This is a genomic window from Burkholderia sp. AU45274, from assembly GCF_030482505.1.
GTDB lineage: Bacteria > Pseudomonadota > Gammaproteobacteria > Burkholderiales > Burkholderiaceae > Burkholderia.
In genome coordinates, this window is record NZ_JAUJQE010000001.1 from 844,052 (window position 1) to 863,057 (window position 19,006).

Here is a 19,006-nt window from a genome sequence, read left to right on the forward strand (position 1 = left end):
AACGAAATTCGAAACGAAGTTCGAAACAGGAGGAGGCAAAGATGCACGCACTGAATCGCCTGGCGATCGCGTTATCGCTCGGCACACTCATGCTCGCCGGCTGCGGCGGAGACGACAACGTCACGACGAGCGCGACGCCCGCCGTATCGGTGGCCGACTACGTCGTGCCGCGCGTGCCCGGCTGCAGCCCCGGCGATACGCCCGAGACGGCGCTGCAAGGGCAGGTGCCCGCCGCGCTGCGCCAGTCCGGGTTCGGCGGCTTCAACTGCAACCTGAAGCGCGTCAGCCAGGTGCAGGGCGAAGGCGCGTCGTGGTCGGCGGCGACCTACACCGACCGGCAGGGCAAGACCTGCTTCTACCATGCGACGATGGGCGCCACACCGGCCTTCAACAACCCCGATGCACCGCCGCGCGTGAACCCTGGGGTGCCGGTGATCGACATCACCGATCCGGCCAAGCCGGTGCGGATGAGTTCGCTGACGTCCACGGCGATGATCGATCCGTGGGAATCGCTGCGCGTGAACGTCGCGCGCGGGATTCTCGCCGCCGACAACGGGCTCGGCGGCGGCGCCGGCCCCGAAGTCGACCTGTACGACGTGGCGACCGACTGCACGCGCCCGCAACTGCTCGCAAGCGTACCGATCGGCACGGGCGCCGACGGCGGCATTCTCCCGAGTGCCAGGCCAATGGGCCATGAAGGCGGTTTTTCCCCGGATGGCTTCACGTATTACATCGGCGGCGCCTATTCGAAGTCCTACTACGCGGTCGACGTGACGATCCCGACGCGGCCCAAGCTGATTTCTGCGATCACGATGGCCGACCTGGGCTTCGGGGCGGTTCCGCACGGGTTGTCGGTGAGCCAGGACGGCAACCGCGCATACTTCATCGGCCTCGGCAACACGGGCGCGGCGGCCGGGGCGGGTGCACCGCCGCTGGACAACGCGAACTCGAACGGCGACAACGGGTTCTTCGTCATCGACACCAGCGAAGTGCAGAGCCGGCGCCCGAATGCGCAGATGCACCGGATCGCGACGGTGCCGGTGCGCGACGGCAGTGCGGGCCAGCATACGATTCCGTTCATGGTGGGCGGCAAGCCCTATCTCGTCGAAGTGGATGAAGGCGGCTCGGGCGGAATCCAGGATCCGGGTGCGGCAGGCGTGAAGGCCGCGTGCAATGCGGGGATGACGCCATTCCCGCTGGGCCATATCTACGACATGTCGAACGAGGCGGCGCCCAAGCTCGTGTCCGAGCTGCGGCTCGAAACGCATGCGGTGCAGAACTGCAGCAAGGTGATGCCCGACATTCTCGGTCTTTCCACGTTCACGTACGGGTCGCACTACTGCAGCGTCGACAACCGGCAGAACGCCACGGCGCTCGCGTGCAGCTACTTCAACTCCGGCGTGCGTGTGTTCGACATTCGCGATCCGGCGAAGCCCAAGGAAATTGCGTACTACAACCCGCCTTCGGCAAAGTCGCCCGGCGCCGGTTCCGCGCACCTGATGTTCGGCCAGTACCGCCCAGGCGGCCCGGACTGGTGTGCGTCGCGTCTCGATTTCGACTTCGACCGCCACCTGCTGACCACGGCGTGCCAGGACAACGGCCTGCTCGTGCTGTCGTTCGAGAACGGCGCGTGGCCGTTCCCCGAAAGCACCAAAGCAACGGAGATCGGCAATTGATGCGTAGCACACGGGTTGCGCGCGGACAGTCGCGCGAGGGGGGCGCTACCGGCAGGGCAGGCGTGCGAGGCCGCGCCCGGAGCAATCCGGGCGTGGCCGGGCTGGCCCTGCTGGCGGCGCTCGCGATGCCGCTGACGTGCTCGGGGTTCGAAGCGGACGTGCACTTCGGCCTCACGTTCTGGCTCGCGCGGCAGGCGGGGTTCGCGCCCGGCGAGGCCGATGCGATTGCGCTCGCCGACCAGCGGCTGGATGCCGGCTCGATCGAATACATGACGTCGCCGCTGCAGTTCGCGTGCCTGTCGCGCTTCGCGCCCGATGCTCAGGATGCCCAGGCGGCCCACTATCCGGGCGAGACGCGGGTGCCGGCCGCTGCCACAGCCCGTCGCGTGGTGCCGGACGGCCCCGCGTCGCGGTCGTTGGTCGAAACCGCGCTACGGCGTGCGGAAGGGCGCAACGCGGGAATCATGTTGGGTGAGTTCGGCCGGGCGCTGCATGCGCTGCAGGATGCGTGGGCGCACCAGGGTACGCCGTCCGCACCCGACTGGCGCCGCTATGGGATCGAATGCGACGCCGGTCTGGCGACGGCCGCGCCAGTCGAGCGCGGTGGTCCGGCCGGCCACGCCGCCGAGATGACCTGGCGTTGGCCCGTCGATACGGAGGCGATGGCGAAGTCGACGTATCTGCAGATGATTCGTTATCCGAAGATCAACGGCGCGTCGAGAAATGCGCTGCCGTGGGAGCAGGTCCGGCCGATGCTTGCCGGTTTCATCGACGCGCGGACCAAGCACGCGAAAGCGGGCTGGTTCGTCGCGAATGGCGTGAAGGACACATCGTTTCTCGACGGCACGAGCCTGCCTGACGGGCCCGCCTGGCAGGCGGTCCGCTGGCACGGCCGGCGCGACGTGCCGAAGCCGCCCTCGCCGGGCGCGCAACCCGGCGTCGACGAGGGGCTCGCCGATTTCTACGCGCGCTTCTTCTGCGACTGGGTCACGACGTCGCCGGTGGACAGGCGCTGGCTGCCCGCACTGGCTGCCGGCCGCGCCGGCAAGCCCGACGGCGCACTGGTCGAGCAATTGACCGGCTGGCGCTTGCGGGATCACGGTGCCTATCTCGCCATCGGAGCCCCGACGCAGCCGACGGCAAGCGCCAGCGCGATCTTGCGCAACCGCGCGTCGTTCGCGGTCTTCAAATCGTTGAACGATGCGGTGTTGCCGCTCATCGTGGAGGGCGACAAGCCGTCGCCGATCCTGCCGTTCCTGGTGTTTCCGCTGCCCGATTCGGCGGACGGCAACAAGCGCGCCGTCGCGTTGATCAAGCTGCTCGATGCGCCGTACGACACGATCGGCGTGGTGTCGGAGCAGGGAAGCGGGGCCGGCTGGAAGGTCACGGGACTGATTGCGTCATCCGATTACTGACATGCACGACGACTTCGAATCTCATGCGACTCACCCGGCCAGCCGCCACGTACCACGCCGTAACGCGTGGCGGGTCGCGGGGGCTGCGGCGCTGCTAGCCTGCGCGCCGACCGGTGCCGATGCGCATGCGTGGAATATTCCCTACTACCTGCCGGTGCCGTTGTGGCTCTATGCGTATGCGGCCACCGGCACGCTCGTGGTGTCCTTCATGATTCTGGCGTTCGCATCGGGCTCGGGCACGCGCGCGCCGATGACCCGATCGCGGCGGGCATGGCGGATACCGGCCATGGCGCTCGCTGCGGGGCAGGCCGTCAGCCTGGGCTTCGTCGTCCTGCTGATCGTGTCGGGCCTCTTCGGCACCCAGAACCCGTTCGTCAATCTCGGCATGTCGGGATTCTGGCTCTGGTTCTACCTGGGGTCGATCTATGTCAGTGCGGTGTTCGGCGACCTCTATGCGTTCACGAATCCATTCGCATTGATGTTGCGGATCGCGGCGCGCTGCGTCCCGGCAATCGACCGGGGCCGGTATCGCTATCCGCGTGGCCTCGCGTCGTACCCCGCGCTGTTCGTGTATGTCGCGCTGATCGCGCTGGAGCTGTTCGGCGCGGCACGGCCGCGAGACGCCAGCCTGTTTCTTGCCGGCTATGCAATCTACGCACTGGCCGGTTCATTCTGCTTCGGCCGCGACGTGTGGCTCAGACATTTCGATGCATTCGGCATCCTGTGCGGATTGTGCGCGCGACTGTCGCCAATCGAATGGCGTCGCGGGTCGGCGCGCGAAATCGGCATCAGGCTGAGGAATCCGGTCGCCGCGATGGCAGCGGAGCCGCCGTTCGACACCAGCGTCGTGATCTTCCTATCGTTCATGTTGTCGTCGACGGCCTACGACGGCCTGCGCGATACGGCCGTCTGGAACACCTTCTTCTGGCGCGGCATCTATCCGCTGATCGTCGCGGCGTTGCCGGCGCTCAAGAACAACTACGCGATAGCGGGAGACCTCGTGCTCGCCGGGCAGTGGGCGACCTTTGCCGCGGTCGGGCTGGCCTACCATGGGCTGTTCCGGGGCTTCTGCACGCTCGGCGCGGCGGGGGCGCGTTCGGGGCTGGATGGCAGCACGTTTGCGCGGCAGTTCTGCCTGTTGCTGTTGCCGATCGCGCTGTTCTACAACGTGTGCCACTACTTCACGCTGTTCATCGATCAGGGGCGGCAGGTCGTTTCACTGCTGTCCGATCCGCTCGGCATCGGCTGGAACCTGCTGTCGATCGAACCGGCGCAGGTCGCGCCGACCGCGCTCCTGATCAACGTCGGCACCATCTGGCACGCGCAGGTCCTGCTGATTCTCGCCGGCCATGTGCTGAGCGTGGTCGTCACGCACGCGATCGCCGTCCGTCATCGCGTGCTGGCCGGCACCGTGGTGCTCAACCAGTTGCCGTTGCTGGTGCTGACGATCGCGCTGACGATCAGCGGCCTGTGGATCCTGTCGCTGCCGCTCGCGTGACGTTCGCCGCGCGCGGCTTGAGCCCGGACGGCGAGCATCCCCAGCGTTTGCGGAAGGTTGCGGAGAAGTGGCTGGTGGTCGAAAAGCCGCACGCGAGCGCGGCCTCGGTCACATCGCATCGTCCGCGTTCGATCAGGTCGCGGGCGGCTTGCAGCCGGGTTTCGACGATGTACTGATGCGGCGTCATCCCGTTGGCCTTCTTGAAGTTCCGGATGAACGAATACAGGTCGCCGGGGTAGTCGACCGCTTCGGCCAGCGTCACGAGCGTCAGCGGATCGCGGAAGTTGTCGCGGATGTACTCGACGGCCCGTCGCATGCCCTGCGCATGCGTGTACTCACGCGCCTTGCGCGTCGACTCGAGATACGACATGCGGCCGAGCGCGGCCGCGCCGAGGGTTTCGACGTAGGTCGGCCCCGACGGCATCCCCGCGACCGCATCTTCATGGATGCTCCGGATGATCTGCACGAGCAGATCGTCGCTTACGTCGAAGCGGGGCACGGCCGGCACGGTCGGCGTGCTGGCCAGCAGGCCGGAGCGCGACAGCCAGGCCACGTCGAAGTGAACGGCGAGCCACTCGATGTCGTTCGACCAGCGGCTGGAGCATGCGAAGCCGGGCGGCACGTAGGTCAACGGCGTGCGCATCACGTGTGCGGCCCAGCCGTTGCCGTCGGTGCGCATCTCCAGTCCCGTCGGTGCGCGCAAGTGCAGCGTGAAGACGGGCTCGGTCGTCTCGAGATCGATCACCTCCGACGCATTCGCGATGTAGTGATCGATCGCGACGACGCCGCGCGACGGCGTCGCAAGCTGCCGTTTCCAGCTCGCGGGCGGTTGCCAGTTCGACCGGCGTCCGTCGGGATGTTTCGCACATACATAGCTCAACGCTGGCCGGTTCTGCATGCCGTTTCCCTTCATGTTGCCTGGACCCGGGCGAAGCGTGCGCTCGCCGCGATGATCCGTCCTGGAGAATCAGCACACTGTAGGGCGTCATGCTTACTCGATGCTTACCTGTCTTGAGCGATGACGAAAAGAGACGCCCCGCGTACGGCGCGCATGGCGCGACCGTACGGCAGGGGATCACGGGACGCGGAATCGTCCGATGATTGCCCGGTTCGGAAGAAAGCCGGCCGCCTTCAATGCCACTTGCGGATCTGCACCTGCACCTTGCCGTCGCGGATCGGCATGACGTCGGGACTGTCGTCGCCTACCTCGCTCTCGATCAGGTCGTTCAGGCGGGCGTTCATCGCGAGCAGCAGCTCGCCGTGCTTTTTCCGGTCCATCGCGAGATTGCGCATCTCGCCCGGATCGCTCGCGATATCGAACAGCTCGACGTCGTTGCGCGCGAACAAGCCCTCCATCGTCGTCGGCCGGTTGAATTCGAGCGGCGAGAAATAGCGCGTGAACCGGTAGCGGCCGTCGAACACGCTGCGGATCGTGCCGCGCAACCGGAAATCGGGCTGCTGCGCGAGCGCGCGGCGCAGCAGCTCGTCCTCGGGCACGCCTTTCTGGCGCATCGCGCCCAGTTCCTTCAGCATCCATTCGCTGTCGTAGTAGAGCAGCATCGCGTAGTTGAACAGCGTGGCATCGCGCGCCGCGTGCAGCTTCGCGTCGGCCGGCTTCGCGAGCCAGCGCGTGAGGTCGTGCCCCTTCAGCGCGCTGCCGCGAATCGACGCGAGCCGCGCATCGTCGAGACCGGTGAGCCCGAGCAGCGTCGGCGCGATGTCGATGTGCGACGTCAGCGCATCGCACTGCATGCCGCCCGGATACGCGGGATGGCGGATCACGAGCGGCACGTGGTTCTGCGGCTGGTACGCGGTCGCGCCCTTGCCGACGAGCTGGTGCGCGCCGATGTGATCGCCGTGGTCGGCCGTCATCACGACGATCGTGCGTTCGTCGAGGCCGAGCGACTGCAGCGATTGCAGCAGGCGCACGACATGCGTGTCGCAGTCGCGTACGCAGTTGAAGTAGTTGTCCTGATAGATGCGCAGGCGTTCGTCGGTGAACGGATAGCGTCCGACCAGGTTCGCATGCGCGGCGTTGAACATTCCGTGCGCCGGCGGCCGCCCCGGCTCGTCGTAGGGCTGCCGCCGCGAAGCCGCGAGCGGCACGTCGTGCCATGACGTGCGATACAGCGCGTCGTTCGGCGGCGGCGCGTTGCCGAGCATCGGGTGGTTCGCGTCCTGCACTGTCGAGCCGTTCGTGTCGGTGTTCACGAACATCGCGTCGTGCGGGTTCACCAGGTTCACCGCGAGGAACCACGGCTTGCCTTCCTTCGCGAGACGCGGCGCGTGGTTGCGCATCCAGCTCACCGCCGCCTCGGCCGTGATCCCGTCGTACTGGTAGCCGCCGCGCACCATCCCGATCAGATCGCCCATGCCGAAATAGTCGTCGAAGCCGTACGACCGGATCGTGCGGTTGTAGTCGGCCACGGGTGCCGTATACGGGCTCGCGGTTTCGTGCATCGACGCGCTCAGGTGCCACTTGCCGAGATACGCGGCGTAGTAGCCGGCATCGCGCAGCATGTGACCAACGGTGCGCACGTCCGGCGACATGTCCTTCTGCCAGGGCACGCCCGTGTTGTCGAGCACGCCGGTGTGCTGGATGTGCTGCCCGGTGTAGACCGTCGAGCGCGACGGCGAGCACACGCAGGCGGCGATCTGGTGGTGCATGAACGTGATGCCGTCTCGCCGCAGCGCTTCGCGGCCCGGCACCGGGAACGGCCAGCGATCGAAGTGGCGCTCCTGGTCGGTCAGGATGAACAGGATGTTGTAGCCGGCGGGCGGCGCGGCGGGCGCGGTCGTCGCGCCGTGGAACGCGGGCGCGGGATCGACGCCCGCGCCGGCGGCGACCGGGGCGACCGGGGCGACCGGGGCGACCTGGGCGGCCGGCGGCGCGCTCGCGGCCAGCGCGTCGGCGCCGAAGCCGGCCGCCGCGACGGCCGCGCCGGCCCGCTTGAGGAACTGGCGCCGCGGGGTGGGTTCGGCGGCGGGGGTGTCCTGATCGTCTTTCACGTCGGCTGTCTCCTGGTCATGCCGGCTCGTGCCGGGGGTTTTCATGCGGACGACTATGCGGCAGGATCATGTATCGATCGATGAAAGATCAGGGTCGATTGATAACCTGACGAATATGAATGACGGAGGCGCCCGTGACCTACGATCCACGCGGCCCGGCCCGCCGCACGCGGCCGGAACCGCTCGCGCCGCCCGGCGCGCCGGCCCACGAGCAGCGCATCGCGCAGGCGCTGCGCCGGCTGCGCGTGCGCGACATGGAAACGCTCGACTCGCTCGGGCGCACACGCAGCTTCGCGCGCACGGCCGAGGCCGCGTCGATCACGCAGCCCGCGTTGTCGAAATGGCTGCGCGAGCTCGAGGACGCGCTCGGCCTGCCGCTGTTCGAACGCACGTCGCGGCGCGTCGCGCCGACCGTCTACGGCGATGCGCTGCTCGAATGCATCGGCCGCGTGCTGACCGACATGCGCGGCGTCGCGCCCGCGTTCGACGCGTTGCGTACCGGCACCGGCCGCCCGGTGTCGATCGGCCTGCTGCCGAACATGGCGCCGCAACTGATTCCGGGCGCGCTGGCGTGGCTGCGGGAAGCCGGCCGCGCGGTGCAGCTCAACGTGCGCGAGGACACGCTCGACCGGATGCTCGCGCAGGCGCAGCGCCACGAGCTCGACCTGCTCGTGTGCCGGCTCGACGCATCGGCGCTGAGCGCGGGGCTCGACGTCGCGCCGCTGTATCGCGACGACATGATCGTCGTGTGCGGGCCGCGCCATCCGCTGCTCAGGCGCGCGCGGATCGGCTGGCGCGACGCGGCCGCGTTCCCGTGGATCGCGCCGCCGCTCGGGTCGCCCGCGCGCACGGCGCTGGACGCCGAGTTCGCGAATGCGGGCTTGCCGCCACCGCCCGTGCTGATGGAATCGGTGTCATGGCAGACCAACCGCATGGTGGCCGGGCAGTCGCCTTGCCTGTTCGTGCAGTCGGCCCGCGCGTTCGAGCTGGCCGTGCGCGCAGGGGAGCGGGTCGGCCGGTTGCCGCTGAAGCTGTCGACGATGCCGGACACGGTCGGCGCGCTGTATTCGGCACCCGCGGGCGTGTCGGTCGCGGCCGCGATCGATGTATTGAAGGCCGTGACTCGCATGGAACCCGGCGCGGTGGCATGAAGGCGAACGGAGCCGGGCGCCGCCACAATCTGACGAACGGTTTGCATGCTCGCCGCGCACCACGCGCGGCGTTGCCCCGGGTTGTCGCGCCGTGCGCAAGTCTTTCGGCGAGCTGACTGCCGGCGGCAACCGCCGTGCCGACCACGCGTAACCCCTGATGCACGTGGATGCGCCGCTTGTCACGGATTGGTGTTAAATGTATTTCGGCGCGTGTTGGCACCGCGCGCAATACGGGGCGCACCGGGCATCGGCGTAAACCCGGAGCGAAATACGGCACGAAGGATCGAAAACGAATCGGGCGCATCAGACCCGATCGGACAGACGGCAGGATTCAATTTGAATACCGAACCGCAAAGTTCTCGTTACAGTCTCGGGCTCGCGGCGGAAGTGCTCGCATCCGAGCAAAGCGTGCTGAGGCTGATCACGCGCAACACACCGCTGCCGGAGCTGCTCGTCGAGGTCTGCCGGCGCGCCGAGGCGTTGCTCGGCGACGGCGCGTCGTGCACGATCCTGCTGCTCGACACCGACGGCGTGCACGTGCACGTCGGTGCCGCGCCATCGCTGCCCGTGCGGTACAGCGCGGCGATCGAAGGCGCGTCGATCGGGCCTGCGGCCGGCTCGTGCGGCACGGCGATGTACCTGCGCCGGATGGTCGTCGTCGAAGACATCGAAACCGATCCCCTGTGGGCCGACTACCGGGCCGTCGCATTGCCGCTGGGCTTGCGCGCGTGCTGGTCGGTGCCGTTCCTCGACGAAGCGGGCGTCGTGCTCGGCGCGTTCGCCGTCTATTACCGCACGCCGCGCCGGCCGGGCGACGAGGAAACCGAACTGTTGCGCGACATCGGCAACAGCGTCGGCCTCGCGGTGCACCAGGACCGGATCGCGCGACAGCTCGCGCGCAGCGAGGAACATCACCGGCTCGTGGTCAACAGCCTGAACGAAGGGATCCTCGTGGTGTCGCGCGACGGCATCGTCATCGCGAGCAACCCGAGTGCGAACCGGATGATGCGCGTGAGGGGCGACCTCGTCGGCCGCCGGCTGTCGACGGTGATCCTGCGCAAGCTGCACGAGGACGGCACGCCGATCGCGCCCGACGACTGGCCGAGCCGGCGCGCGCTCGAAACGGCCACGCCGATGCTCGGCTACACGGTCGGCTTCGGCCTGGCGGACGGCGACATCATCTGGGTGCGCGGCAACGCGGTGCCGATCGTGAGGCCGGGCGAGACGCAGGCCGATTCGGTGCTCGTGTCGTTCAACGACATCGGCCCCGTGCGCGAAGCGCAGCAGCAGTTGCGCTACCTGGCGACGCGCGATGCGCTGACGGGCCTCTACAACCGCCGCTGGCTCGGCGACCGCATGCGCGAGCTGTTCGGCGGACACGATGCGGCGGGCGGGCCCGCACGCGTCGCGATCCTGTTCATCGATCTCGTCGGTTTCAAGAAGGTCAACGACACGGCCGGCCACGACGCCGGCGACGCGCTGCTGCGCAGCGTGGCCGCGCGGCTCGCGGCGTGCGGCGGCGGCCAGTACGCGCTGACGCGGGTCGGCGGCGACGAGTTCGTGATCCTCGTCGACGACTGCGACGATCCCGACCGGCTCGCGGTGCTCGCGCGCGAGGTGATCGACGCGATCGCGAAGCCGTTCGCGATCGCGAACAACGAATACTGGCTCGGCGTGTCGATCGGGATCAGCGTCGCGCCGCGCGACGGCGACGATGCCGTCACGCTGATGCGCAATGCCGATTCGGCGATGTATGACGCGAAGCAGCGCGGCCGCAACCACTTCACGTTCTTCACCGCGCAGCTCAACCTGCGGCTGCAGCGCCGCTTCGCGATCGAGCAGTCGCTGCGGCGTGCGCTGTCGTCGGACATGCTGCGGCTCGCGTATCAGCCCGTCGTCGACGCGCGCAGCGGCCGTACGGTCGGCGCCGAGGCGCTGTTGCGCTGGACGAGCCCCGAGCTCGGGCCGATGTCGCCGGCGGAGTTCATTCCGGTCGCGGAAGATACGGGGCTGATCGTCGCGATCGGCCAGTGGGTGCTCGAAACCGCGTGCCGGCAGGCGGCCGAATGGCGCCGCACGATCGCGCCCGACCTGATGCTGGCCGTCAACCTGTCGCCGCGGCAGTTTCACGAAGGGCTCGTCGAATCGGTCGGTCGCTGCCTCGCGCAGACCCGGCTCGATCCGTCCGCGCTCGAACTCGAGATTACCGAAGGACTGCTGATGAACGACACGGAAACCGTGCTGCCGATGCTCGAGGCGCTCACGGACATGAACGTGCGAATCTCGGTCGACGATTTCGGCACCGGCTATTCATCGCTCGCGTACCTGAAGCGCTTTCCGCTGCACAACCTGAAGGTCGACCGCTCGTTCGTGTCGGGCGTGCCCGATCATCACGACTCGGTGGCGATCACGCAGGCCGTGGTCGCGATGGCGCATTCGCTCGGGATGAAGGTCACGGCCGAAGGGGTCGAGACGCAGGCGCAATCGTGGTTCCTGCAGCAGATCGGCTGCGACATGCAGCAGGGCTATCTGTTCAGCCGGCCGCTGGACCCGAGCGACTACGCGCGCCGGCTCGGCGCCGTGTGAGCGCGACGCGCGTTCGGCGTTCGGCGCTCAGTCGACGGGCGGCCCGCCGAACCCGCCGGGGACCGGCGCCGTCGGCGTCGCATCGATCTCGACGCGGTTCTTGCCTGCGTGCTTCGCGCGATAGAGCGCACGGTCGGCCGCTTCGATCAGCAGCGTCGTCGGCAGGCCGGGCATCGGCACGATGCTCGCGCCGCCGATGCTGATCGTCACGGTGTTGCCCGTCGACGAATGCGCGTGCCGCAGCCGCAGCGCCTCGACCGCGAGGCGGATCTTCTCGCCGAGCAGCCGCGCGGCGCCCGGCGACGTGGCCGGCATCACGACCGCGAATTCCTCGCCGCCGAAACGCGCGGCGAGATCGCCCGACTGGCCGAGGCAGCGCTCGATGGTCGACGCGATCTGCTTGAGCACGCTGTCGCCCGACACGTGGCCGTACGTGTCGTTGTACAGCTTGAAGTTGTCGACGTCGATCATCAGCAGCGACAGTTCGCTGCGCTCGCGCGTGCCGCGCCGCCATTCCGCGGCGAGGTATTCGTCGAGATAGCGCCGGTTCGACAGCCCGGTCAGGCCGTCGGAATGCGTGAGGCGCCGCAGCTCGAGATTGGCTTCGAGCAACTGCTGCTGCGATTGCCGCAGCGCGCGGTAGGCCTCGTCGCGCTGCAGCAGGTTCATGTACGAGCGCGAGTGGTAGCGCACCCGCGCGACGAGCTCGATGCGGTCGGGCAGCTTCACGAGGTAGTCGTTCGCGCCGGCCGCGAACGCGGCGCTCTTGATCACGGGCTCTTCCTGCGTCGACAGCACGATGATCGGCACGTCGCGCGTCGCCGGATTCGCGCGGTACGCCTTCACGAGGCTCAGCCCGTCGGTGCCGGGCATCACGAGGTCCTGCAGGATCACGGTCGGCCGCGTCTCGATCGCGGTGGCCATCGCGTCGTCCGAACGCGGGCAGTAGTGGAAATCGATGCCTTCCTCGTCGACGAGCGCACGCCGCACGGCTTCCGCGACGATCGTCTGGTCATCGACCAGCAGCACCATCGCCGGCACGTCGACGGGCGGCGTATAGGGGCCGCCTGGCGGGCGAGTCAGGTCAATGGTCATGATCGACGCGGGTTGTTGCGGTTGTTGCAGGAGCAGGCATGGGTGTTGCGCGTGTTCATCGTCGGGCTCAGATTTTCGCGAGCGCCGCCAGCTCGCCCGCGATGCGCCCGAGCGGCAGGATCGCGCGCGCCGCGCCGAGTGTCGCGGCCGCTTTCGGCATGCCGTACACGGCGCTCGTCGCCTCGTCCTGCGCGATCGTATGGTAGCCCTTCATCCGCAGCGCCTTCAGGCCGATCGCGCCGTCGCGGCCCATGCCGGTGAGCAGCACGCCGATCACGCGGCCGGGCCAGTGCTCGGTCAGGCTGTTGAAGAACACGTCGACCGACGGGCGATACGGCGTGGCGGCCGGCTCGCGCGTGTATTCGAGCGTGCCGGCACGGGTGATGCGCAGGTGGTCGTCGGTCGCGGCGAGCAGCGCGACGCCCGGCTGCGGGCGGTCGCCTTCGCGCGCGACGCGCACGGCGAGCGGTGTCTGGCCGTCGAGCCATTGCGCCATGCCTTCGGCGAACGCGCGGTCGACGTGCTGGACGATCACGATCGGGGCGCTGAAATCGGCCGGCAGGCCGCCGAGCACCGACGCGAGCGCGCCGGGGCCGCCGGCCGATGCGCCGATCGCGACCAGCGGGCCGCCGCCGGCGCGGGAGGCCGTGCCGGCGACGCGCGTGCCGCCGGGCGCGTCGAGCAGGCGGCCGATCTGGTCGATCTTCGCGAGCAGCAGGCGGGTCGTGTCGCCGGCCGCGCCGTCGCCGAGCCGCGGCGTATCGACCGCGTCGAGCGCGCCGGCGCCCATTGCCTCGAACACGCGCCAGGCATTCGCGCCGATGCAGCTCGTCACGATCAGGATCGCGCACGGTCGTTCGGATCGCATGATCCGCCGCGTCGCTTCGATCCCGTCGAATTTCGGCATGATCAGGTCCATCAGCACGACGTCGGGCGGCTGCGCGGCGCACAGCTCGACGGCTTGTGCGCCGTCGGTCGCGACCCACAGCACGCGGTGCTCGGGCCGGCGCGCGATCGCGCGGCGCATCGCCTCGACGGCAAGCGGGAGGTCGTTGACGATGCCGATGTTCACAAGCGGAATTCTCCGGTCGGTTCGTAGTGTTGGAGGTGGGCCGGGTTCATGGAAGGGGCTGCCTGTTCGGCGCCGCCGGACGGCATCGGCGGCCGGACGGCACGGCATTCTTTTGGGTTGGCGACGCCCGCATGCTGTCATGCGGCGCGGGCGGCGGCAATCGAAAAATTCGCGCATGGTGCCGTTTCAGTGCGTTTCCTCTATGACGACGCGGTGTTTGCCGACAGCAGGGGAGCCGGGTCGGCCCGCGCATGCCGGTCCGGCGGTTTCGGCACGACCGGCCGCGCAAGCCGGCATGTTACCGTGGCGGCTTCGATAAAAATGACGGGGGAGAATGCCGGATGACCGTGCCCGATACCCTGCTGGTCAGCCGCGATCCGTACGCGCCGGTCGTGACCGAGCACGACGGCCGCTTGCTGTACCGGATCCCCATCGAGAGCGGGCATGCGTCGTTCCACCGCGATTTTCCGGTCGATCCGGACGCGGTGCGCGTGCTGCGCGACGACGCCGAGCGCTTTTACTTCCTGTTCGCGGCGCTTCACCATCCGTACCAGCTGCGCGCAACGAACCTGTCCGACGCGGAACGCGAACGCTACTTTCGCACGATCCTGTTTGCCGGCCGCGACGAGGTCGAAGCGTTCATGACGGAACTTGACCGCGCCAGCAACGGCGCGGTCGCGAACCTGCTGAGGATCTTCACGCAGGCCGACTACCGGCAACTGCGCGCGGGCCGGTGGTTCGACATGGGCGCCGGTACGCCGGCCGCGTAGCGCCCGGGGGCTGCCCGTCATCCGTTCCGACGGGCGAGGGCCGCACCGTCAATGGCTGCGCGCGTACCCCTGGATCAGCGCGCGCATCATGCCTTCGACGGTCGCGTCGAGCAGGTCGGCTTCCTGCTCGGACTCCTCGACGAGCGCGGCATACGCGGTCGCGAGCGTCACGCGATCGACCTCATGGCGTTGCTCCATCAGCGTCACCATCCCGTCCTTCGCCAGATGAGCGGAGAACGCGCGGCTGCCGATGGTCTGGAATACGTCAATCATGGCGGCTCTCCCGTCCGTTGCCGATGCTTTCCAGTGTAGTCGGCGCACCGGGGCTCCGCCACGCGCGGCGGGCCGCTGCATGCCGCCGGCCGGGGCGCTGACGCGCGTGCCGCAACCGGCGCGTTCGCGTCCCCCGTTTCCTCCGATGAAACTCCACCGACACCTGGCCCGGGCACGGCGTTCGCACACTTCAACGTTTACCCGGAGCAGTAAATTGTCGACTTTTTGTCGATAAAGTCTCGTGTTAGATTGCGCCGTCAGAGCCCGGTCCAAACCGGGCAGGCGGCGCGTTGCCAAGGCGCCGTGCATTCGACACAAGGAGGAGCAATGCTGGTGCTGATTGGGGTGCCGATCGTCGTGATCGGTTTTGCGCTGCGCTTCAATGCGCTGCTGGTGGTCACGATCGCGGGGCTCGCGACGGGGCTGGCGGGCGGGCTGAATCTCGTCGACATCGTCAGCGCGTTCGGCAAGGCGTTCACCGAAAACCGCTACATGGGGCTCATCTGGCTGACGCTGCCGGTGATCGCGCTGCTCGAGCGCAACGGGCTCAAGGAGCAGGCGAAGCGGATGATCTCGCGCGTGCAGGCGGCCACCACGGGCCGCGTGCTGATGCTGTACTTCGTGCTGCGCCAGGCGACGGCCGCGCTCGGTCTCACGTCGCTCGGCGGCCATGCGCAGATGGTGCGGCCGCTGATCGCGCCGATGGCCGAGGCCGCCGCGGTCAACCGGCATGGCGAGCTGCCCGAATCGGTGCGCCAGCAGATCCGCGCGCATGCATCGGGCGCCGACAACGTCGCCGTGTTCTTCGGCGAGGACATCTTCATCGCGATCCAGTCGATCCTGCTGATCAAGGGCTTTCTCGAACAGAACGGCATCTCCATCGAGCCGCTGCACCTGTCAGTGTGGGCGATCCCGACCGCGATCGCCGCACTCGTGATCCATTGCACGCGCCTTGCGTTGCTCGACCGCCGGCTTACGCGCGGCTTCGGCCTGGTGGGGCAGGAGGGCACGCGATGATCGGCCTCGAATCGCTGTACACGCTCGCGGGGCTGATGTTCGCCGCGTTCGCCTTCTTCAACCTGACCGATCGCACGAACCCGCGCCGCATCGTCAATTTCGCGTTCTGGGCGATCTACGCGCTCACGTTCCTGTTCGGCGCGCTGCTGCCGCATTTCGTGACGGGCTGCCTCGCGATCGCGCTCGCGGTGATCGCCGGTTCGGGCAAGCTCGGGCGCGGCACGTCCGACGAAGCCGGGGAAGCGGCGGCCGTGCGGCGCGAGACGCTCGCGCAGCGTTTCGGCAACAAATTGTTCCTGCCCGCGCTGCTGATTCCGGTCGTCACGCTGATCGGCACGTTCGCGTTGAAGCTCGTGCCGTTCGTCGAGCAGAAGAGCGTGACGCTGATCTCGCTCGTGCTCGGCACGCTCGTCGCGTTCGCCGTCGCGCTCGCGATGCTGCGCGACTCGCCCGTGCATGCGGTGAAGGAGGCACGCCACACGATGGACGCGGTCGGCTGGGCCGCGATCCTGCCGCAGATGCTCGCGGCGCTCGGCGCGCTGTTCGCGGTGGCCGGTGTCGGCGGCGTGGTGTCGGGGCTCGTGAAGGCGTGGGTGCCGATCGATTCGCCGTTCGCGGTGGTCGCGGCCTACACGGTCGGCATGGCGCTGTTCACGATGATCATGGGCAACGGCTTCGCCGCGTTCCCCGTGATGACGGCCGGCATCGGCCTGCCGCTGATCGTCCACCAGTTCCACGGCAACCCGGCGATCGTCGGCGCGATCGGGATGCTGAGCGGCTTCTGCGGTACGCTGATGACGCCGATGGCCGCGAACTTCAACATCGTGCCGGCGGCGCTGCTCGAACTGAAGGACAAGAATGGCGTGATCAAGGTGCAGTGGCCGACGGCCTTGCTGCTGCTCGCCGTGAACACGCTGCTGATGTACGCGTTCGCATTCCGCTTCTGACGAGATCCCCATGACCGACCGACTGACCCCCGAACTCGCCTCGAAATTCGCGTCGCTCGCGCTCGCGCACCTGACCCGCGAATATCCGAACAAGCTCACGCATTCGCTCGAAGGTCCGCACGACGTGCAGGGGCCGCGCGCGCTGCACCCGATCTTCTACGGCAGCTACGACTGGCACTCGTGCGTGCACGGCTACTGGCTCGTGCTGCGCGTGCTCGAACGCTATCCGGCATTGCCGGAGGCCGAACGCATCGTCGCGATCGTCGACGCGCACTTCACCGACGCGAACGTTGCCGGCGAGCGCGCGTATCTCGCGCGGCCGCACAACGCCGGTTTCGAGCGGCCGTACGGCTGGGCGTGGCTGCTCGCGCTGTCCGCGCAACTGGAGCGGCTCGCGCTGAAGGGGGCGATGCCGCAGGCCGCGCGCTGGGCGAAGACGATGGCGCCGCTGACCGACCTGTTCGTGTCGCGCTTCGAGACCTTCCTGCCGAAAGCGACCTATCCGCTGCGCGTCGGCACGCACTTCAACACCGCGTTCGCGCTGGCGCTCACGCTCGACTTCGCGCGCGACACGCAGCGCGACGGGCTCGCGGCGCTGATCGTCGATACCGCGAAGCGCTGGCACCTGAACGATGTCGCATGCCAGGCGTGGGAGCCGTCGGGCGACGAATTCCTGTCGCCCGCGCTGATGGAGGCGGAGCTGATGCGGCGCGTGCTGCCGGCTGCCGAATTCGACGGCTGGTTCGCGCGCTTCCTGCCCGATCTCGCGCGCGGCGAGCCGGCGACGCTGTTCGAGCCGGCGACGGTCAGTGATCGCAGCGACGGCAAGATCGCGCACCTCGACGGGCTGAACCTGAGCCGCGCGTGGTGCCAGCGTGCGCTGGCCGGCGCGCTGCCGGAAGGCGATGCGCGGCGCGCGAAGCTGCTCGACGCGGCCGACCGGCATCTCGCGAGCGCACTCGCGCACGTGGCCGGCGACTACATGGGCGAGCACTGGCTCGCGACGTTCGCGTTGCTGGCGCTGGAGGCGTAGCGCGCGAAACCCCGCCGGCGGCAAGGTCTTCGGCGCGCGGCTATACTCGCCGCTCGGGCCGTATCGCGCAGCATGCGTTGCGTGGTGCGGCCATCTGTTTCCCTGCCGCCTCGCCATGGACAAGCTCATTTCCTACGTTGCCGCGATCCACGGACTCCCGGGCCCGGTGTCGGTCGTGTCGCACACGATGTCGCACGACCGCTGGACCGACGACGATGTCGAAGTCACGCGCGACGAAACCGAATACCGCTTCGACAACGGCGCGATCGTGCGTCGCTCGGTCGAGCAGGACCGCGCGCCGTCCGACCTGCTGTGCGCGGAATGCTGGATCGACTATGACGTGCTCCGCCATCCCGATGCGCAAGCGATCGGCCCGACGCGGATGACGTTCGACAACGCCTGCCGCGAGACTTTCTGGCTGCGCTACCACCTCGCGTGAACGTGTGACGGCATAGCGGTGCGACCGCGCGCGGCCGCATCAACCCGGCGGCGCACCCTCAGCCGCATGCAGCAGCGGCGCGAGCCGCGTAGCCGCCTCCCGCATCTTCGGCACGTTCTCCAGCAGGTCGTTGAGCGTCGCGCGCGCGGTCGGCGCATGCACGGCGAGCGCCGCGAGCACACGGCCGCTTGCTGCCTCCTTCACCGGCACCGCAACCGCCACCATCCCGCGCACGAACTCCTCGTTGTCGATCCCGACGCCGCGCGCGGCGAGCCGGTCGAGCTCGGCCGCAAGCAACTGCGCATCGGTCAGCGTCCGGTAGGTCATCTTCTTCAGCGTGAGCCGCGCGAGCATCGCATTGCGCTCCAGCGCATTCAGCTGCGACAGGAACAGCTTGCCGCTCGCCGTGCAATGCAGCGGCACGCGCATGCCGGGCCGCATCTCGAGCCGTAGCGGCTCGGTCGTCTCGACGCGTTCGACGTACAGCACCGTGTCGCCGTCGAGCGCGGTGAGGTTGCAGGTCTCGCCAAGCACGTCGACGAGCGAGCGCAGCACCGAGCGGCAGCCGCGCGTGAAGGTGTTGTTCGACAGTGCCGCGAGCGCGAACTGCGCGGCGCGCGGGCCGAGCGCGATGCCGCGATCGTGGCCGCGCGAGTCGGGCATGTGGATCACGTAGCCGCGCGTTTCGAGCGATTCGATCAGGCGCAGCAGCGTCGCCTTCGGGATATGCAGCCGCGCGGCGAGTTGCGACAGCGTGTAGGGCTGACCGGCCGACGCGAGCGCTTCGAGCACCGCGAGCGCGCGCAGGACGCGCGCGTCGTCGGCGGGCGCGCCATCGGGCGGCGCGGGGGCGGTTTCGCGCATGTGTCTCCTCCGTCGGGATCGGCGTGCGTCCCGGGATGGTGTGTGCGAGGGAAATGAAACGAATTGAACGGTTTTTGTACCACATTCGCGACGTGGACAATAAATCGGCTTGTATGCGTTCCGTGGGCTCAATAAATTTGGACGAAACATACCGGATTTTT

The 19,006-nt window shown here is 68.4% G+C and carries 17 protein-coding genes; 11 read left to right on the top strand and 6 right to left on the bottom strand.

Translation table 11 applies throughout. The features are described from left to right. Window positions 1–41: 41 nt before the first annotated feature. The 3 genes from QZM35_RS03875 to QZM35_RS03885 all read left to right on the top strand — a co-directional run bounded on the left by QZM35_RS03875 (window position 42) and on the right by QZM35_RS03885 (window position 4,589). The gene (locus QZM35_RS03875; RefSeq protein ID WP_301775421.1) at window positions 42–1,676 is read left to right on the top strand and encodes an LVIVD repeat-containing protein; all 1,635 of its coding nucleotides are present in this window, start codon (window positions 42–44) and stop codon (window positions 1,674–1,676) included. Between the two features lie 92 nt (window positions 1,677–1,768). Continuing rightward, a complete protein-coding gene (locus QZM35_RS03880) occupies window positions 1,769–3,091 on the top strand; it encodes a DUF6765 family protein (protein ID WP_301775422.1) in 1,323 nt (440 codons plus the stop codon). Between the two features lies 1 nt (window position 3,092). Further along, window positions 3,093–4,589 (top strand): hypothetical protein, encoded by a 1,497-nt coding sequence (locus QZM35_RS03885; RefSeq protein ID WP_301775423.1) that lies wholly within the window; start codon window positions 3,093–3,095, stop codon window positions 4,587–4,589. Here the strand turns inward: QZM35_RS03885 and QZM35_RS03890 are convergent. Together QZM35_RS03890 and QZM35_RS03895 are read right to left on the bottom strand one after the other, a co-directional pair. Further along, entirely contained in the window at window positions 4,552–5,487 is a 936-nt protein-coding gene (locus QZM35_RS03890; protein ID WP_089427846.1) for an AraC family transcriptional regulator, read from the bottom strand. The genes QZM35_RS03885 and QZM35_RS03890 overlap by 38 nt on opposite strands. Before the next feature lie 233 nt (window positions 5,488–5,720). Continuing rightward, window positions 5,721–7,598, bottom strand: a complete 1,878-nt coding sequence (locus tag QZM35_RS03895; RefSeq protein WP_301775424.1) for a sulfatase-like hydrolase/transferase — start codon at window positions 7,596–7,598, stop codon at window positions 5,721–5,723. A gap of 134 nt (window positions 7,599–7,732) precedes the next feature. On the opposite strand from QZM35_RS03895, the gene QZM35_RS03900 reads away from it, so the two are divergent. Beyond that, on the top strand, window positions 7,733–8,749 hold the full coding sequence (locus QZM35_RS03900) for a LysR substrate-binding domain-containing protein (protein ID WP_301775425.1): 1,017 nt from the start codon (window positions 7,733–7,735) through the stop codon (window positions 8,747–8,749). Between the two features lie 336 nt (window positions 8,750–9,085). Beyond that, the gene (locus tag QZM35_RS03905; RefSeq protein WP_089432459.1) at window positions 9,086–11,335 is read left to right on the top strand and encodes a bifunctional diguanylate cyclase/phosphodiesterase; all 2,250 of its coding nucleotides are present in this window, start codon (window positions 9,086–9,088) and stop codon (window positions 11,333–11,335) included. Between the two features lie 27 nt (window positions 11,336–11,362). On the opposite strand, the gene QZM35_RS03910 is transcribed toward QZM35_RS03905, so the two are convergent. Next, the gene (locus tag QZM35_RS03910; RefSeq protein ID WP_089427844.1) at window positions 11,363–12,430 is read right to left on the bottom strand and encodes a diguanylate cyclase; all 1,068 of its coding nucleotides are present in this window, start codon (window positions 12,428–12,430) and stop codon (window positions 11,363–11,365) included. 67 nt (window positions 12,431–12,497) lie between these two features. Beyond that, the gene (locus tag QZM35_RS03915; RefSeq protein WP_089427843.1) at window positions 12,498–13,502 is read right to left on the bottom strand and encodes a chemotaxis response regulator protein-glutamate methylesterase; all 1,005 of its coding nucleotides are present in this window, start codon (window positions 13,500–13,502) and stop codon (window positions 12,498–12,500) included. A gap of 48 nt (window positions 13,503–13,550) precedes the next feature. On the opposite strand from QZM35_RS03915, the gene QZM35_RS03920 reads away from it, so the two are divergent. Together QZM35_RS03920 and QZM35_RS03925 are read left to right on the top strand one after the other, a co-directional pair. Further along, on the top strand, window positions 13,551–13,847 hold the full coding sequence (locus tag QZM35_RS03920) for a hypothetical protein (protein WP_301775426.1): 297 nt from the start codon (window positions 13,551–13,553) through the stop codon (window positions 13,845–13,847). Next, window positions 13,844–14,272: a hypothetical protein gene (locus QZM35_RS03925; RefSeq protein ID WP_089427842.1), complete on the top strand. Its 429-nt coding sequence runs from the start codon at window positions 13,844–13,846 to the stop codon at window positions 14,270–14,272. The genes QZM35_RS03920 and QZM35_RS03925 overlap by 4 nt, the downstream gene beginning before the upstream one ends. A gap of 48 nt (window positions 14,273–14,320) precedes the next feature. Here QZM35_RS03925 and QZM35_RS03930 read toward each other — a convergent pair whose 3' ends face one another. Beyond that, window positions 14,321–14,545, bottom strand: a complete 225-nt coding sequence (locus QZM35_RS03930; RefSeq protein ID WP_039357299.1) for a hypothetical protein — start codon at window positions 14,543–14,545, stop codon at window positions 14,321–14,323. Window positions 14,546–14,872: 327 nt separating this feature from the next. On the opposite strand from QZM35_RS03930, the gene QZM35_RS03935 reads away from it, so the two are divergent. From QZM35_RS03935 to QZM35_RS03950, 4 genes are all read left to right on the top strand, one after another. Next, window positions 14,873–15,562 carry a DUF969 domain-containing protein gene (locus QZM35_RS03935; protein ID WP_174971847.1) on the top strand — a complete coding sequence of 230 codons (690 nt, stop codon included), beginning with the start codon at window positions 14,873–14,875 and terminating at the stop codon, window positions 15,560–15,562. Continuing rightward, a complete protein-coding gene (locus tag QZM35_RS03940; protein WP_089432462.1) occupies window positions 15,559–16,509 on the top strand; it encodes a DUF979 domain-containing protein in 951 nt (316 codons plus the stop codon). Before QZM35_RS03935 ends, QZM35_RS03940 begins: the two co-directional genes overlap by 4 nt. A gap of 10 nt (window positions 16,510–16,519) precedes the next feature. Continuing rightward, window positions 16,520–17,542: a DUF2891 domain-containing protein gene (locus QZM35_RS03945; protein WP_089427839.1), complete on the top strand. Its 1,023-nt coding sequence runs from the start codon at window positions 16,520–16,522 to the stop codon at window positions 17,540–17,542. A gap of 115 nt (window positions 17,543–17,657) precedes the next feature. Further along, a complete protein-coding gene (locus tag QZM35_RS03950; RefSeq protein ID WP_301775427.1) occupies window positions 17,658–17,981 on the top strand; it encodes a hypothetical protein in 324 nt (107 codons plus the stop codon). A gap of 39 nt (window positions 17,982–18,020) precedes the next feature. On the opposite strand, the gene QZM35_RS03955 is transcribed toward QZM35_RS03950, so the two are convergent. Beyond that, on the bottom strand, window positions 18,021–18,845 hold the full coding sequence (locus QZM35_RS03955) for an IclR family transcriptional regulator (RefSeq protein ID WP_089432464.1): 825 nt from the start codon (window positions 18,843–18,845) through the stop codon (window positions 18,021–18,023). Window positions 18,846–19,006 lie beyond the last annotated feature (161 nt).

Coding starts and splice junctions, on each gene's coding strand:
- QZM35_RS03910 (WP_089427844.1), bottom strand. CDS start 12,430: ATGACCATTGACCTGACTCGCCCGCCAGGCGGCCCCTATACGCCGCCC.
- QZM35_RS03920 (WP_301775426.1), top strand. CDS start 13,551: ATGGAAGGGGCTGCCTGTTCGGCGCCGCCGGACGGCATCGGCGGCCGG.
- QZM35_RS03945 (WP_089427839.1), top strand. CDS start 16,520: ATGACCGACCGACTGACCCCCGAACTCGCCTCGAAATTCGCGTCGCTC.
- QZM35_RS03890 (WP_089427846.1), bottom strand. CDS start 5,487: ATGCAGAACCGGCCAGCGTTGAGCTATGTATGTGCGAAACATCCCGAC.
- QZM35_RS03955 (WP_089432464.1), bottom strand. CDS start 18,845: ATGCGCGAAACCGCCCCCGCGCCGCCCGATGGCGCGCCCGCCGACGAC.
- QZM35_RS03875 (WP_301775421.1), top strand. CDS start 42: ATGCACGCACTGAATCGCCTGGCGATCGCGTTATCGCTCGGCACACTC.
- QZM35_RS03885 (WP_301775423.1), top strand. CDS start 3,093: ATGCACGACGACTTCGAATCTCATGCGACTCACCCGGCCAGCCGCCAC.
- QZM35_RS03940 (WP_089432462.1), top strand. CDS start 15,559: ATGATCGGCCTCGAATCGCTGTACACGCTCGCGGGGCTGATGTTCGCC.
- QZM35_RS03930 (WP_039357299.1), bottom strand. CDS start 14,545: ATGATTGACGTATTCCAGACCATCGGCAGCCGCGCGTTCTCCGCTCAT.
- QZM35_RS03950 (WP_301775427.1), top strand. CDS start 17,658: ATGGACAAGCTCATTTCCTACGTTGCCGCGATCCACGGACTCCCGGGC.
- QZM35_RS03925 (WP_089427842.1), top strand. CDS start 13,844: ATGACCGTGCCCGATACCCTGCTGGTCAGCCGCGATCCGTACGCGCCG.
- QZM35_RS03935 (WP_174971847.1), top strand. CDS start 14,873: ATGCTGGTGCTGATTGGGGTGCCGATCGTCGTGATCGGTTTTGCGCTG.